The organism is Roseivirga sp. (assembly GCF_965216855.1).
Classification (GTDB): domain Bacteria; phylum Bacteroidota; class Bacteroidia; order Cytophagales; family Cyclobacteriaceae; genus Roseivirga.
In genome coordinates, this window is sequence record NZ_OZ244204.1 from 1,277,008 (window position 1) to 1,292,972 (window position 15,965).

The 15,965-nt window shown below is 41.1% G+C and carries 17 protein-coding genes; 16 read left to right on the forward strand and 1 reads right to left on the reverse strand.

The features are described 5' to 3' along the window. Positions 1 to 347: 347 nt before the first annotated feature. On the reverse strand, positions 348 to 1,130 hold the full coding sequence (locus ACOOEY_RS05625; protein ID WP_420387697.1) for a DUF6503 family protein: 783 nt from the start codon (positions 1,128 to 1,130) through the stop codon (positions 348 to 350). 129 nt (positions 1,131 to 1,259) lie between these two features. Here ACOOEY_RS05625 and ACOOEY_RS05630 point away from each other — a divergent pair, with 129 nt between their 5' ends. From ACOOEY_RS05630 to ACOOEY_RS05705, 16 genes are all read left to right on the forward strand, one after another. Beyond that, on the forward strand, positions 1,260 to 1,580 hold the full coding sequence (locus ACOOEY_RS05630; RefSeq protein WP_420387698.1) for a hypothetical protein: 321 nt from the start codon (positions 1,260 to 1,262) through the stop codon (positions 1,578 to 1,580). A 54-nt stretch (positions 1,581 to 1,634) separates the two neighbouring features. Next, positions 1,635 to 2,804 carry a trans-sulfuration enzyme family protein gene (locus tag ACOOEY_RS05635; protein WP_420387699.1) on the forward strand — a complete coding sequence of 390 codons (1,170 nt, stop codon included), beginning with the start codon at positions 1,635 to 1,637 and terminating at the stop codon, positions 2,802 to 2,804. Between the two features lie 8 nt (positions 2,805 to 2,812). Next, positions 2,813 to 3,334 (forward strand): DUF6756 family protein, encoded by a 522-nt coding sequence (locus ACOOEY_RS05640; RefSeq protein ID WP_420387700.1) that lies wholly within the window; start codon positions 2,813 to 2,815, stop codon positions 3,332 to 3,334. A 23-nt stretch (positions 3,335 to 3,357) separates the two neighbouring features. Next, positions 3,358 to 4,605 carry a competence/damage-inducible protein A gene (locus ACOOEY_RS05645; protein ID WP_420387701.1) on the forward strand — a complete coding sequence of 416 codons (1,248 nt, stop codon included), beginning with the start codon at positions 3,358 to 3,360 and terminating at the stop codon, positions 4,603 to 4,605. 75 nt (positions 4,606 to 4,680) lie between these two features. Beyond that, entirely contained in the window at positions 4,681 to 6,000 is a 1,320-nt protein-coding gene (locus ACOOEY_RS05650; RefSeq protein ID WP_420387702.1) for a dihydrolipoamide acetyltransferase family protein, read from the forward strand. Positions 6,001 to 6,371: 371 nt separating this feature from the next. Further along, complete coding sequence (locus tag ACOOEY_RS05655) at positions 6,372 to 7,247, forward strand: NAD-dependent epimerase/dehydratase family protein (RefSeq protein ID WP_420387703.1); 876 nt, start codon at positions 6,372 to 6,374, stop codon at positions 7,245 to 7,247. 178 nt (positions 7,248 to 7,425) lie between these two features. Continuing rightward, complete coding sequence (locus tag ACOOEY_RS05660; RefSeq protein ID WP_420387704.1) at positions 7,426 to 8,190, forward strand: hypothetical protein; 765 nt, start codon at positions 7,426 to 7,428, stop codon at positions 8,188 to 8,190. Positions 8,191 to 8,313: 123 nt separating this feature from the next. Next, positions 8,314 to 8,766: a DM13 domain-containing protein gene (locus ACOOEY_RS05665; RefSeq protein ID WP_420387705.1), complete on the forward strand. Its 453-nt coding sequence runs from the start codon at positions 8,314 to 8,316 to the stop codon at positions 8,764 to 8,766. A gap of 70 nt (positions 8,767 to 8,836) precedes the next feature. Continuing rightward, a complete protein-coding gene (locus ACOOEY_RS05670) occupies positions 8,837 to 9,679 on the forward strand; it encodes a hypothetical protein (protein WP_420387706.1) in 843 nt (280 codons plus the stop codon). 5 nt (positions 9,680 to 9,684) lie between these two features. Next, positions 9,685 to 10,401: a response regulator gene (locus ACOOEY_RS05675; protein WP_420387707.1), complete on the forward strand. Its 717-nt coding sequence runs from the start codon at positions 9,685 to 9,687 to the stop codon at positions 10,399 to 10,401. A 1-nt stretch (position 10,402) separates the two neighbouring features. Next, positions 10,403 to 11,908, forward strand: a complete 1,506-nt coding sequence (locus ACOOEY_RS05680) for a sensor histidine kinase (protein ID WP_420387708.1) — start codon at positions 10,403 to 10,405, stop codon at positions 11,906 to 11,908. 205 nt (positions 11,909 to 12,113) lie between these two features. Beyond that, on the forward strand, positions 12,114 to 12,869 hold the full coding sequence (locus ACOOEY_RS05685) for a ferritin-like domain-containing protein (protein ID WP_420387709.1): 756 nt from the start codon (positions 12,114 to 12,116) through the stop codon (positions 12,867 to 12,869). A 67-nt stretch (positions 12,870 to 12,936) separates the two neighbouring features. Beyond that, positions 12,937 to 13,422, forward strand: coding sequence for a TPM domain-containing protein (locus ACOOEY_RS05690; RefSeq protein ID WP_420387710.1), 486 nt, complete (start codon positions 12,937 to 12,939; stop codon positions 13,420 to 13,422). Between the two features lie 39 nt (positions 13,423 to 13,461). Continuing rightward, the gene (locus ACOOEY_RS05695) at positions 13,462 to 14,370 is read left to right on the forward strand and encodes a DUF6263 family protein (RefSeq protein ID WP_420387711.1); all 909 of its coding nucleotides are present in this window, start codon (positions 13,462 to 13,464) and stop codon (positions 14,368 to 14,370) included. 53 nt (positions 14,371 to 14,423) lie between these two features. Continuing rightward, complete coding sequence (locus tag ACOOEY_RS05700; protein ID WP_420387712.1) at positions 14,424 to 15,104, forward strand: hypothetical protein; 681 nt, start codon at positions 14,424 to 14,426, stop codon at positions 15,102 to 15,104. Positions 15,105 to 15,200: 96 nt separating this feature from the next. After that, positions 15,201 to 15,962, forward strand: coding sequence for an SDR family NAD(P)-dependent oxidoreductase (locus ACOOEY_RS05705; protein WP_420387713.1), 762 nt, complete (start codon positions 15,201 to 15,203; stop codon positions 15,960 to 15,962). Positions 15,963 to 15,965 lie beyond the last annotated feature (3 nt).

Consider the following 15,965-nt stretch of genomic DNA (forward strand, 5'->3'; position numbering starts at 1 on the left):
TTAAATTGTTTTATGTTGCTCTTTTTCATTTTTGGATAGCGAAGGAACAAAACATGTTCCAACCCGTGCTTTAAACGTAAAAGGTGTTTAACACGGTTATGGAATTCAAAAATATTTCTGAATTGAGAAAAAGCCTCTCAAATTGGCAAGGATTTTACTGCTGACGGAACAATAAAGGTGTAAGCTGAAATTGACATCAGGCCTGACTAAGACCAAAGGCCCCAAAATGCAGAGATGCGAAGCCCATTCCTGCAATACAGGAACATAACTCCGCAATACTCTGTCTGGCTGTGAGAATAATCTTACAGGTTTAAGCCTTCAACCGAGGCTTAACAAAAAGAAGTTGTTTATCTGCCCTCCGGCATTTTGGCTATTGAAGCTCCCTCCGGCATTTCGAAGTTTGTCATAGCAGGGTAGTCATTCGACACCTGAATGTTTTCAAAGGCAGTGGCATTTCCTCTCGGGTCACCGACTTCACCATCGGCATAAGTATACCATTGCAATGAAGACGGAAGCATTACTCCACCCATACTTTTCCATCCATCGTACTTAATCAGATTGTAACGCTGGCTGGCCTGACCACCGAAAGTGGCAGTATACATTAACCATTGCATTTGATTGGTCTGCGGATCAGAACACACTATATAAGAGTCGTTTGGAGAGTCTCCCACTCCATTATCGTAGGTTACTTTAACCGCATTGTAGGTTTTACCATCAAGTTCCACCGGCTCCATCGCCTCATAATTCACGCCCGGATCTCCTATCACAAAAGGAAAAGCATAGAAATAGAACATCAGGTTATAACGCATGCGCTGTCTGTCCGCATTTTCAGAAGCAGGATATACCCATACGTTTTCCCCATCGAAACCCACAGTCTGATTCTCGGACTCAATGCGGGTATAACGGTTTTGTAATTCAACTAAAGTCTTGCTTCCTCCCATTTCATAGGAAAGAGATTTAAGGTTTGACCAATTATCATAGCCTCCGTGAGCCTCAAAAACCTTGGTAATGGCCGGTATATGATGACTGGTATAGTCGGGCTTCGACTCAACCGGAATATTTTGTTCTTGTTTTGTCCCGCCACATGCCATGACAAGCGTCATGATGGCAAGTGATAATATTTTCTTCATGCCTGATATTTTTTACAAAGTTGACTTATCTCTCTTTAAATTTCTGTCAGGCTGAAAACATTAGAGCAATGTATTCTTCTCCGACAGAGTAGAATTTTAAGAAAGCATTTCATTAAACCAATTCTCATTATGCATAAGGCAGAACAACAATTTGAAGCACTGATTGAACACTTCAAAAATCAACCAGAAATTACAGAAGGAAAAATGATGTCGAGCAGAGGACTGCAATACAAAGGCAAAAACTTCCTCTTCAACTGGGACGATAAGATGTGTTTCCGCCTGGGACGATCTTTCGATCCGGCTTCAGAAGGTCTCCATCAATACAGTCTGCTCAATCCCTTTAAGAGCAAACCACCATTGAAAGACTGGTTTGTATTTACTACAGATTTTGAGAAATGGCCATTATTGGCAGATATCGCATTGGCCAAAATGAAAGAAGAGCTGGGCTGATTTCCTTTCCATATCCTGTGAAAGTGCTTTACCTTTGAGTTCATACTCAGAAGCATGGACAAAAAGCAACAATTCGAAACACAGGCTATCCGCACCCAAATAGAGCCCACTCATGCACAGGAGCACTCTACTCCTTTGTATCTGACCTCAAGCTTCACTTATGCCGATGCTGAGGAAATGAGAGCAACCTTTGCCGGAGAAAACGACAATAATATTTACAGTCGCTTCAGCAATCCTAACTTTCAGGAGCTCATAGACAAGCTCTGCCAAATGGAAGGCGCTGAAGATGGCTATGTGTTTGCCACAGGTATGGCCGCTGTATTTTCAACTTTTGCGGCACTGTCAAAAACGGGTGATCATATCATTAGCTGTCGTTCCATTTTTGGCTCTACGCACACGGTCTTTACCAAAATTCTCCCCAAGTGGAATATTGAGACTACCTACGTAGAGGTGAATGATGTAGAAAGCTGGGGCGAGGCTGTAAGACCTAATTCCAAACTGTTTTACCTGGAAACTCCAACCAATCCCGGAGTGGACCTGGTCGACCTGCAGGCCGCTTCTGATTTCTGCAAAAAACACCAACTCATTCTCATTGTCGACAATTGCTTCGCTACCCCCTACCTGCAACAGCCTATTCAATTCGGAGCTGATCTGGTCATCCACTCAGCTACCAAGTTTATCGATGGGCAAGGGCGCGTGATGGGTGGAGCTACATTGGGTAAGAAGGAATTGATAGAAGAAATTTATGCTTTCAGTCGAAGTACAGGTCCGGCCCTGTCCCCTTTCAATGCCTGGATACTCTCTAAAAGTCTTGAAACGCTGGCAGTGAGAATGGATCGTCACTGCGACAATGCACTTCGGTTGGCAGAGTTCCTTTCAAGCCATCCGAAAGTATCATGGGTAAAGTACCCTCGCTTACCAAGTCACCCGCAATATGCCATTGCTCAAAAACAAATGAAAGCAGGGGGTGCTGTAGTAGCCTTTGGTATCAACGGAGGACTTGAGCAAGGAAAAAACTTCCTGAATGCACTGAAGATGTGTTCACTTACCGCCAATCTGGGCGACAGCAGAACAATAGCCACACACCCCTCTTCTACCACCCATGCCAAACTTTCGGAAGAAGAACGTCAGAAAGTTGGCATTACCCCCGAACTCATTCGGATTTCGGTAGGTTTAGAGCATAGTGACGATATCATTTCAGACATTCAACAGGCGCTAGAATAGAGTCACCCATGACTAAAACAAGTAAAGAAAGACTCGTCAAATCGAAGATCAAGAGAACTTGGACAGATTTACGTGTCGAAATTCAAAAACTCTGTATAGCTTTAAACATTTCTAACGATGACTTTTCAGAAGTAAATATCAACGAGTGGAGGGAGATCGAATCAAATATTTGGACAAATTTTTCTTCGAAGAAGAACTCCAGATGGATTTGGGAAACTTTGGCTAATTCTTATGAAACAGCTCCATTTAGTCACAATAATCTGGAACTAGAGGAATTTATAAGCCCATCAGAAAAGGTCTGGATTTTACTTGACGAAGCCACTCATGAGAAAACGAAATTTTGGATTTATGAAGGAACTGTAAGGGCTTTCGACCAGTTATTTCGTGAATCCTTTTGGACTTATGAGGTCTTAATTGTTTCAAAAAAATACGAGTGGATCTTAATTTTAAATCATCACTCTACTATGATTGGAACTGGAATACTGAAAGACCTAATTACAGAGTTTAAAAGAAACGGCAATAATATTTAACTCCATTTATACTGGACTACAAAATGAAGCAAATACTGGCCGAAATACTCACCATAGGTGACGAAATACTCTACGGACAAATTACAGACACCAATTCTCAGTGGATCAGTTCAGAGTTAGACCAGCTCGGTATCAGAGTAGTGAGAAAAACAACTGTCGGAGATACGGAGGAAGCCATTCTCAATGCCTTTACCGAAGCCGAAGCCAGAGCAGACATGGTACTGATCACGGGTGGTTTGGGGCCCACCAATGACGACCTCACTATGCCCATGCTCGCCAGGCACTTCAACAGTGAGATTATCATGAATGATGACGTACTGGCCCATGTGAAAGACTTTTTTGAACGAAGGGGCAGAACATTTACTGAACTCAACCGCAGACAGGCCCTGGTTCCTGCTATTGCTGAAGTGCTGCACAATGAAATGGGCACAGCCCCCGGAACCTGGTATGAAAGAGATGGCAAAGTATTCGTTTCAATGCCCGGTGTTCCGCATGAGATGAAGAACCTGATGAAAACACTGGTTCTTCCCAAGCTGGCTAATTTCTTCCAGACCCCGGTTATTTATCACAAGCTCATTAAGACTGTCGGTATAGGTGAATCTTTTCTGGCCGATAAAATCAAAGACTGGGAAGACAATTTACCCGATCACATTTCACTGGCTTACCTCCCCAGTGTGGGGCAGGTAAAACTGAGACTAACCGCTGTTGGCGAGAATCGCGAAGAACTCAAAAAAGATGTACAGGACTTAATTGATGCTCTGATTCCACTGGCAGGTAAATATATCTATGGATATGACAGCACCACACTGGAAGAGGCCGTAGGACAGTTATTAAAGGCACAGAACAAAACTATCGCTCTGGCTGAGAGTTGTTCAGGTGGGTATGTTCAACATAAAATCACAACCATTGCCGGTTCTTCAGAGTATTTTCAGGGAGGAGTTGTACCTTACCACAACCGGCATAAAATCAATATACTGGGAGTAAAACCTGAGACGCTGGAAGAGCATGGAGCGGTAAGTGAGCCTTGTGTACAGGAAATGGCTGAAGGTGTTCGAAAACTTTTCAAGGCCGATATTGGAGCCTCATCAAGTGGTATTGCCGGCCCTGGAGGGGGAACTGACGAGAAACCAGTAGGTACGGTCTGGATTGCTTTTGCCGATGGAAAAGAAACCATCACTAAAAAGCTGCAACTGACACAGAATAGATTATTAAATATTGAATTAACACAGATAGCAGTATTAAATTTGGTAAGAAAAAGTTTGACACGCTAAAACTTTGATAATATTTGGTAATTCATTTACTTTTGCGAATTAGTGCAAACGTTTTAATTCACTAAAAACTAAGAAATGGCTATAGTAGAAATGGTAATGCCGAAGATGGGAGAAAGTATCATGGAGGGTACAGTACTGTCTTGGCTTAAACAAGAAGGTGACACAATTGAAGCAGATGAGTCTGTGCTGGAAGTGGCTACCGATAAAGTTGATACAGAAGTACCAGCCACTCATGGCGGTGTATTGAAAGAAATTTTAGTGAAGGAAGGCGATGTAGTAGCCGTTGGTGCTCCCATTGCCAAGATTGAAACAGAGGCCGCTGAAGAAACCAGTGCTGCCCCGGTACAATCCGCTCCTGCTGCTGCCAATGGCCAGGCCAAGGCCGAACCAAAACCTGAGCCGGCTGTTGCACAGGCTTCAAGCAATGGACATGCTGCAGCGGTAAGCTCAGATCGTTTCTACTCTCCTTTGGTCATGAGCATTGCCCGTCAGGAGAACATTCCTATGGCCGAACTGGAATCTATACCCGGTACAGGTAGAGAGGGAAGAGTAACCAAGAAAGACATTCTCTCCTATGTCAAGGAAAGACCAGCTGGTGGACAAACCATACAACCTGCTGCTCCGGCACCTGCAGCCGCCCCTAGCCAGGAAAGAGCTCCTCAACCTATGCCTGTTTCTATTTCAGGTGAAGACGAAATCATTGAAATGGACCGCATGCGCAAAATGATTGCTGAGCGCATGGTTGACAGTAAGCGCATTTCTCCGCATGTGACTTCATTCGTTGAAGCCGATGTCACCAATATTGTATACTGGAGAAACAGGGTTAAAAACCAATTCAAAGAGAGAGAAGGCGAGCCAATCACATTCACTCCAATCTTTATTGAAGCGGTTGTTCGTGCTATCAAAGACTATCCGATGATTAACGTGCAGGTAGATGGCACCAGAATCATCAAAAAGAAAAATATCAATGTGGGCATGGCAGTGGCGCTGCCATCAGGCAACCTGATTGTACCAGTTATTCATAATGCCGATCAGTTAAGCCTGGTAGGTTTAACCAAAAAGGTAAACGCATTGGCCAGAAAAGCCAGAGAGAACAAACTGACACCAGACGACCTGCAAGGCGGTACTTATACCGTATCCAATGTAGGTTCTTTTGGCAACGTGATGGGTACTCCAATTATCATGCAGCCGCAGGTAGGTATCCTGGCGCTTGGCGCGGTTCAGAAAAAACCAGCGGTGGTTGAAACTCCTGCGGGAGATGCAATCGCCATCAGACATAAGATGTTCCTTTCTCACTCTTATGACCACAGAGTAGTAGATGGTTCACTGGGAGGAATGTTTGTGAGAAGAGTGGCTGACTATTTAGAGAAGTTCGATTTGAACAGAGGTTTTTGATCTAGACAATAGATTTTAGATAATAGACATTAGATAATAGATATCAGACAAACCCCGGCTTGAGAAATCAGGCCGGGGTTTTTTACTAAACTGAGCAAAGCACGCGATCAGGCTGGAGACCATTCGTATTGACGGAAAGTCATTTTTTGGCATAGCTATCCCCTTTGATACAGACTTTATTGCAAAAGCCAAAAAGCTCAAAGAAAGGTGGCACCCAAAAAGCAAGCTTTAACAGATTAAATTGAAAAACTCTTGATAGCCATGTGTATCTTAAGGCTATTGGGTATAACTTAAAAAAACATGATTTATATCGGCCATAAAAGTGGCCGATAGCTTACGTTGCAGCTCATTGACTCCCGAAAATCTAACTCATGAAAAAGATAGTAATTACTGGAAGTAGTGGAAGAATTGGTCGAGCCTTGTATTGGCAGTTATCTCAAGAATATCGGGTTAAGGGTGTAGACATTTCTGCTTCTTCATCAACCAACATAATCAATGATATTAGAGATTATGAAAGCCTGCCAAGGATATTTGAAGGAGCCGATACTATTTTTCATTCAGCTGCTTTACATGCTCCTCATGTTGATTTATTCTCAGAAAAGGAATTCTATGATATCAACGTTAACGCAACAGAAAAAATCTGTAAAGCAGCAATAGAATGTGGTGTCTCACATATTGTGTTTACGAGCACAACAGCATTGTATGGATATGCCAATCAGGAGAAGGATAAAGCTGCTTGGGTCAACGAACAAACAATTCCTAAACCAAAAACCATATATCATAAGACCAAATTGGAAGCAGAGAATGTCCTTAAGAACTATTCGAGTGAAAACCTATCAATAAATGTGATTAGAATGTCCAGATGCTTTCCAGAACCTGCACAAACAATGGCAGTGTATAGACTACATAGAGGGGTAGATTATCGCGATGTTGCTAAAGCGCATATTTTGGCAAGTCAACTTCGAAAAAAGAAAGATTTCGACATCTATATTGTTTCTGGAACCACACCATTTCTTAAATCCGATTGTGTCCAGCTACTTGAGGATCCAGAAACGATCATTCGTGAAAGGTATCCTCAAATAGCTAGGGAATTTGATCTTAGGGGATGGAAATTTCCAGGTTCAATTGATAGAGTCTATGATTCTACGTATTGTCAAAAAACACTTGGTTGGCAACCTGAAAAAGGGCCACTCGATGTATTCAAACAATTTGATGACAAAGACTTTGAAGTTCTTCCCCCGTCATAGAAATGTTGAAGCAATAATCGCATCAAACCTGATAGTAGCAAATGAGGTACAACAAACACTATCTTCCATAAGATTATGGAGCTACTGGCAAAGACTACTACAATCTGATACTTTTGTGATTATTTAACAAATTCCAGCTTACGGATGATAGTTGGGCGTTGTGGTACTTTAGAATAGAATGAAACCAACCAAATTACTGCTTCTTCATTTTTTGATATTCAGCTTGAGTTGTAATTCACAGGCACAGGAGTCTTGGATTGAAATAGTTCAACCAACTATAGAACAAGAGGCTACCTCTATTTGGAGAACAATCAATGACATAAATTTTCTGGAAGAACAAGGGTATCACATTAACCTACCTAAAGACTCTTTGATTGATTCATTAGTGAAAAAATCTAAAAGTGGGAATTTCGGAAATGAAGACTTTGCTGCAATCTATACACTTGTCGAAACCAAAGTGTTTGAGCAAAAGAATTATGAGCAGGCAATACGGAAAGTTGGAAATGAGATTAACCTATTGAACAATCTTCTCGATGAAATTAATGATAAGAAAGCTGATTGGGATTGGGATTTTAAGATGTTCAAAAAATACAGAGTTGTATTCACGTTGTATGGAACCGGAGGAAGTTATGACCCTGATGAAGGAATAATAACTCTACTCACAAATCAACAAGGCGGATTTATGAATTATAAAAACCCTGCCAACACCATAATTCACGAAATCACTCATATAGGAATGGAATATTCGATTGTAGGCAAGTACAACCTTTCTCACGGTTTAAAAGAAAGAATTGTAGATACTTTTGTATATCTAATGTTCCAGGAAAAATTGCCGGAATACAGTGTTCAAACTATGGGAGATGCAAACATTGATCAGTATTTGAATAAGAAGAAAGATATAGAATCACTCGATGAAATAATATCTGCTTTTTCAAAGAAATAACTTACCCCAACAACGGATATAGCTTATGGCGGTTGAACGGCTGCCAGCAAGGTTTACTAAGAGTATATTTTTCCGTGATCTTTCTGTGATACTTCAGTCTCTACTTTGTAAAAAAAATAGGACATGAAAAATACATTAAGATTATTCGCACTCGCAATTTTGATTTTAGCCATTGCTTCTTGCAGCAATGATGACACAGCACCAGTTATTGTTGACAGCAGTTTACCACAAGGAACTTTCACCGCCATGCTGAACGGTACTTTTGTGATGGACAATGCACCAACCAGTGGAGGAGTACAAATTGGTACTGACTCAGAAGGGACTCAATTTCTGAGATTGGCCGATGATTTCGCTACCAATGTGGCCACCGGTACCGTTGCCATTTATTTATCCACCAGCGACACTTTTACTCCGGATCCCGCTAACGGAAACCCGGATCTTCAATTGGTAGGCAATATTACAACCAATGGTGAGCATTTCTTTGAACTCGACCCGGAATACGACTCCAAGTTCACTCACGTGATCGCCTGGTGTACTTCAGTATCTGTACAATTCGGCAATGCAGCCATAAACTAATGTTCAACAAGCTAACTGAGGATATCTCAAAATATCAGGTCAATCATTTTTGAGGTATCCTCTTTGTACTATGAAGGTTTCAATCATTTCAATTCTCCTTTTGAGTTCTCATTTACTTCTGGCACAAAGTGGCTGGGTAAAAGACAAGAATCAACTTTATGCTCAAGTGAGCTACACCTCTTTTAAGTCTGAAGACTACTATTCCTTAGATGGTGAATTACTCGATGTAGCCTCTTTCAAACAGAGGTCTGTAGGAATTTATGCAGAATATGGCCTGGGTAACAGACTGGCATTAGAATATAATCAGGTACTCTATCGTTCGAATGGATTCAATACCACAGAAACTGTTTCGGGCTTCGGAGATGTATTTATAGGATTGAAATATGCTTTAAACAAAGGGAATTTCCCGGTTTCAATTACAGTTGGCCCTGAAATTCCTATCGGAAATTCGGATCTGGTGTCCAGAAATTTAGATGATCCATCCACCTTTCTGTTTCTCCCTACAGGTGATGGGGAATGGAATATTCTCAACACCATAGCTGCTTCTCACTCAATCGATAATATCTATTTCTCTCTCTTTACAACGTTCAACTTAAGAACAGAATACCAGGGGAACGACTTCAGCAATCAGCTAAGGTCGGGCTTAGAGATTGGCTATTCACCAACCGAAAAGCTATGGCTTCAGGCCAAATCCCGGATACAGATAACATTCGGAGATGAACCGGCTTCAACCGACATTTTAAGAGGTGAAGGAACTGAATTCTCATTATTTGAATTAGGAGGATCATATGCTATTGCCAAGAATTATCTAATCATTGGTAATACCTCCTTTTATTCTGATTTTCTAGTGAGTCGAAAAAATTTATACAGCGCCCCCGTTTTTAGCTTAGGACTTGCTTTCACCATGAATTAATGCCCGTGGCAGAACAGCAAAAAGTAATCGTTATCGAGGATGATCCTGAGATTTGTGAACTCTTGAATATTCACCTGAAAGACCTTGACTGTGACGTCATAATACATCAGGATGGTAGCTCAGGATATAATGACATATTGAAAGAACAGGCCGACTTGATCATTCTTGACATCAAACTCCCCGGAATGGATGGAATTGAGATCTGTCAGAAAGTAAGGGCTCTGCAGATAACGACTCCTATCATTATGCTTACTGCCAGATCGGAAGAAATAGACCGTGTACTTGGTCTGGAAGTAGGCGCTGATGATTATATGACTAAACCCTTCAGCATTCGGGAGTTCCTGGCAAGGGTAAAGGCAGTTTTCAGGAGAACTAAAATCATCGAAGAGAAAATACTCAAAGAGCAAAATCCCCAATTACTGGAGTATGGAGGTTTGCGCATCGATATAGAACGCAGAAGAGTAACTGTGGAAGCGAAGAAAATCGATTTGTCTCCAAAGGAATTTGAGCTTTTAGTCCTGCTGGCGTCAAATCCCGGAAAAAGCTATAATCGATCGAGCCTGCTTTCCCTCATCTGGGGTTATGACTTTGAGGGTTACGAACATACAGTAAATAGCCATATTAATAGGCTCAGGGCCAAAATTGAACCAAACATGGACAACCCAAAATACATTCTCACCATGTGGGGAATTGGTTATAAGTTCAATGAAGAATTAGAGTAGCATGAAAACCAGCACTGTTTCCATTCGCCTGATCAAGAAAATCACAGGTGCCTTCTTGTTACTGATTCTGTTGATAGGCATCAGCTATATATTCATCACCTACTATTTCACCCATAAGTTTTTCGAAGAAACATCTCAAAAGCTTAATGCTGAAGTCGCCTCCCATGTCATCAATGAAAAGTTTATCAATGAATCTCCATTTCTAGCGGATGGAAGTGTAAATAAGGATTTATTCGGAGATCTCATGAATGATATGATGGCCGTCAATCGGGGGATCGAGGTTTATTTATTGTCAGCAAATGGAGATGTGCTTTATTCCGTTGTACTTGATCATTCTGGTGATAAAAAAACCTCTGCTACTGTAGATATTGCTCCACTCGAAGAGTTCATTGCCAGTAAAGGAAACAAATATATTCTTGGTCAGGACCCGAGAAATCCCGAGCAGAAAAAAATATTTTCTGCTGATAGATTCGAGATCAATGGCAGGGAAGGCTTTATCTATGTGATTCTGGCCGGCCAAAAGTTCGAAGAAGCAACCAATACATTAGTTGGCAGCTATTTCCTGCAACTTGGCATTGGAGCCTCTATTGCCACCTTATTCTTTGCAGGCCTTATCGGAGTCATTGTGATCTGGTATTTGACCAAAAATTTACGCGAAATAATAGACACGGTCAGGCGATTCAAGGAAGGCGACATGGAAGCTCGAATCCAGAATGCAGATACAAAAGACCTGTCCATTTTAACCGAGACTTTCAATGATATGGCCAATACCCTGGTGGCCAATATCAATGATCTCAAATCGGTGGAGATGCTTCGCAGAGAACTAATTGCTAATGTTTCGCATGATTTAAGGACTCCCCTGGCCATCACCAAAGGGTACATTGAAACACTTCAAATCAAAAAATCTCAGCTCTCTGAAGAAGAAGTAGAAAAGTACCTGAACATCGTCAATAACAGTATTGGGAAATTACAGAAGCTAATCGATCAGCTTTTTGAATATTCTAAATTGGAAGCCAAACAGATTGAACCTCAAAAAGAACCCTTCTCGCTATCCGACCTCGCACATGATGTTTTTGAAAAGTATCAACAACTGGCAGAACAGAAGAAAATAAAGCTGCACCTCAATATTGAACCCAATCTGCCTCAGGTATTTGGAGACATCAGTCTGGTAGAGCGGGTATTGCAAAACCTGATCGATAATGCATTGAAGTTTACACCAGATGAGGGTAACATTTCCATCAACATGAGGGCCTTCGAAAAATCAGTATCCATTGCTATAAAAGACACTGGAACAGGAATTGGTGAAAACGAAATTGAGGAAATATTTGAAAGGTATAAACAAGCGAAATCCGAACCCAAAAAGGCAAAAGAAGGAGCTGGTTTGGGTTTGGCCATTGCTAAAAAAATTATCGAGCTTCATGATTCCGCCATAAAAGTGGTAAGCAAACCCAATTTTGGAACAACCTTCGAATTTCAACTTCCAATGGCTACGGGATTGAAGTATTGAAAAATCATAAAGCCTTGAATTAAGCTATAATCCAAGACAAAGGACTTTGCAAACTTTCGATACCAAATTGAGAAAATAGAAATCAGCAGAACTCTGGCTTAATAATCGGGTCCGGCTCCTGGTTTTATTAGCCGACACCTCACAATAAATGTTAAAAACACATCCAGGACCAATGGTAGTCGTTGTTGTTTAAAACATCGGCCCTATGCACACTTCAAGCTTCTGGAAAAATCACTTTCAAGAAAATCTCAAAAAGCAACGTATTGACTGGAACACTAAGCCAACCATTGCTGATAGCGAAAAACAGGCTATACTCTATTCTTTAAAAGCCTGGCAATTAGGAGAAACCAGCGATGGCTCACACCTTCTGGCCGCGGCCACAAAACACGCCAAAAAGGAAAACGACCTACTTTATATTGATGCTGTCAAGCTCTTCATCAAAGAAGAGCAAAAACATGGAAACAACCTGGGAAGGTACATCGACCTGATTGGAGAAGAGCGAACAAAGAAAGACTGGGGAGATTCCCTCTTTAGAAAAATACGCTACTTCAATACGAGTATGGAGTTATGGACTATCACGGTCATTATCGTTGAAAGCGCAGCTCAAATCTTTTACCAGGCCCTGCATGATGCCACCCGGTGTCAATTATTAAAAGCCATATGTCAGGACATTTTGATTGATGAGGCACATCACATCAAGTTTCAGAATGAAAGGCTTCATCAGATATTCAACAAGAAACACTTCTATAATAAAGCCATGAGCGTGGGATGGTATGGTGTGCTTTTCTTCGGTACCATTCATGCAGTATGGTTTGGACACAAAAAAGCCTTTAAGGCCGGAGGGATTGAAAAAAGAGAATTTATGCGTCAGATGTACTACAAGTTCTTTAATAGTCTAAGATACTGCCATTCAATCCCTTCATTCAAAACAGGTACTAAACCTGAGCTGGCTACTGTATAAAAGGAGCTGATTTAGCTTATATTCAGGAAAGCTTTACCTTGTGTTAGATTGACTAAACCCCAAACACATGAGAGCCCTTCTGATTTCATTACTGGTTATACTCACCTTCCTATCAGACCCCACACCACAACAGGGAAAGAACTTCGTCTGGGATAAAGAGAATATACTTTCAGAAAAGGAGGAAGCAACGCTCAACCAGATGGTACTCAGTCACGAGGATAAAACCACCAACCAAATCCTCATAATGACTACACCTGACTGGGGTGAAAGTGACAATATTGTAGACTTCTCCATTCGAATAGGGAATACACTTGGGGTGGGACAGAAAGAAAAAGACAATGGTGTGGTTATTATCTTTAGCAAAGCCCAAAGACAAACCCGTATTACTACAGGTTATGGCACTGAAAAAGTACTGACTGATGAAAAGGCCAAATCAATAATTGATAGCCTCATGATTCCTAAATTCAGAGAAGAAATGTATTACGAGGGAATCCACGATGGCACCAAAGCCATTATTGATTTTTTGGAGTTGCCGGGAAATGAAATCAAGTAATCTCCTATCTTTCCTACTTTAAACTAAAACTTTCCTTCAATGAAATACTTCCTTTCTATTGTCCTTATTTCACTCAATATTCATTTTGCCAAGCATGACCTAGGTCTCAAGCTGAAAATTGGAGAAACCTATTCGCAAACTATGGTTAGTGAAGCTAATATTGATCAGGACATTATGGGCACAAGCCAAACGATGGTGATGGAAATTTCAGGCAAATTTAGCTTTGAGGTAAAGTCCGAAAAGAATGGTGTCTATACCACTGATGTTCAATATGATTACCTAAGTCTAAAAACGACAACGCCTTTTGGAGAAACATTATCCTCTTCAGAGGAAGGTTATGATGACATTATGTCTACAGTTCTAAGAAACATGCGCGGAAAGGTGTTTACCGTAATGCTACAGAAGAATGGTAGAATTCAGGAAATTATTGATCTGGACAACCTTTATTCAGACATATTCAATTCACTCCCACCAATTTCAGAAGAGCAGAAAGAACAAATTGTATCCCAAATGAAACAGGCGTATGGTGAAGCTGCTTTTAAGGGAAATCTTGAAATGGTTACCGCCATTTTCCCTGAAAACGAGGTTGAAAAAGGAGACAAATGGAACACCAAAGTCAAACTAGAATCAGGTATGTCTGGCACCCTGGATAATACCTATACCCTCTCACAAATAGAAGCCGACTATATTCTCATAGAAGGCTCTTCCAAATTCTCTACTGAAGACAAAGAGGCTTATGTAGATGTTCAAGGAATGCCAACAAAGTATCTTTTGAAAGGAGACGTAATATCCAGTTATAAAATAGATCCTGAGACAAACTGGACCATAGAAGCCAAAATCACTCAAGACATTTCTGGGAAGGTCGAAATCAAAGACAATCCAAATGTTCCCGGTGGAATGGAGATTCCAATGACCTTAACCAGTAAAATCACTGTTACGAATAAGTAGTATCCTTTCTGACCGTTATTGGTGAAGACCAGTGTAAAACTGGATTAAAAACGATGAACAAAATTCCTATTATTAGTTTACTGGTATGTCTGATAATGAGTTGCTCCAACCAAAAGGAATCCATTCAAAGAGTTGCCGATTTAGAGAGTCAGGTTACTGCCAAAGACAAGGAAATTGCTCGACTAAAGGATCAAATCAAAAGTCGGGAACCTCATCAGACTGATATCTGGTATGCCTTCGAGCCGAACACTGAGTATAACATTGTAAGACTTGGTTCGGGCAATTCTGAGATAATAGACGCTGTAGAACTGGTCGATTCTGTTGATGTTGTTTATACCTTCAGACATGAAGCCACAATAACACAATTAAGAGATAATCGTGCCGCCTCCATGATTACGAATTTTCGTCAGTTTGAGGAGATATCTCATAATTCTAGAGGCTATGGGCCTTCTGTTTCGCAAGCAAGTTACCATGTAAAAACAATTGTCCTGTGTGAAGAAGAAGGCTTACCAATAGAAGTAGAGAACTGTACCAGCAATATCTATATCCTGGTTATGCCTACTGAATTAGGCTATGAAAGCAATCTGTTTCGCGTATCAAGACTTTTTAATGCCGTTATCAAATCACTATCCGATACTCCAAATGGGGTTATACTGACTATTGAACATAGTAGGTTTCCTAGAAAAGAATTGAAAGTTCTTATCAGGCCTGAACTAGTGAAGTTTATCGAGTAAGCATTCAATTCACCAATCCGGTTACAACAAGCGTAGATTTGGTTACAATAAGAGAACTCCTATTCACCACCTTTGTAATCAACAAAAACAAGAAGCATGACAAAGAGAAAAATAACTTTAGTTACCGGAGGCAGCAGAGGCCTTGGACGTGATATGGCCATCAATATTGCTAAAAAGGGACTGGATGTAATCATTACTTATCACAGTAATCAGTCAGCCGCAGATGAGGTGGTAAATGAGATTACCAGGACAGGTAGTAAGGGTTACTCCTTTCAACTCGATACCAGAAATGTGAATTCCTTTGATGCCTTTTATACCGAGGTGAGCAGTTTACTTGAATCTGAATATGGAAGTAAACATTTCGACTACCTGGTAAATAATGCAGGAACCGGAATTTACAAACCCTTTGCAGAAACCACAGAAGAAGACTTTGATGAAATGATGAACGTCCACTTCAAAGGAGTCTATTTTCTGACGCAAAAGGCCCTTCCTCTACTCAATAATGGTGGCGGAATCATTAACATCTCCTCAGGTTTGGCCCGATTCACATTGCCCGGGTCCTCTGCCTATGCTTCTATGAAAGGCGGAATAGAAGTATTTACACGGTACCTGGCCAAAGAACTGGGAAGCAAAGGTATCAGGGCCAATGTGGTTGCTCCTGGAGCCATAGCTACCGACTTTGGTGGTGGTAAAAATCGGGACGATGAGCAAAGAAGAGGAATCATATCCAGCCTTACTGCGTTAGGCCGGGTGGGTGAAGCAGAAGATATAGGAAGTATAGTCGCTTTTCTATGTACCGAAGAGGCTCACTGGATCACCGCTCAGCGTATTGAAGCTTCTGGTGGCACCTTGATTTAAAAA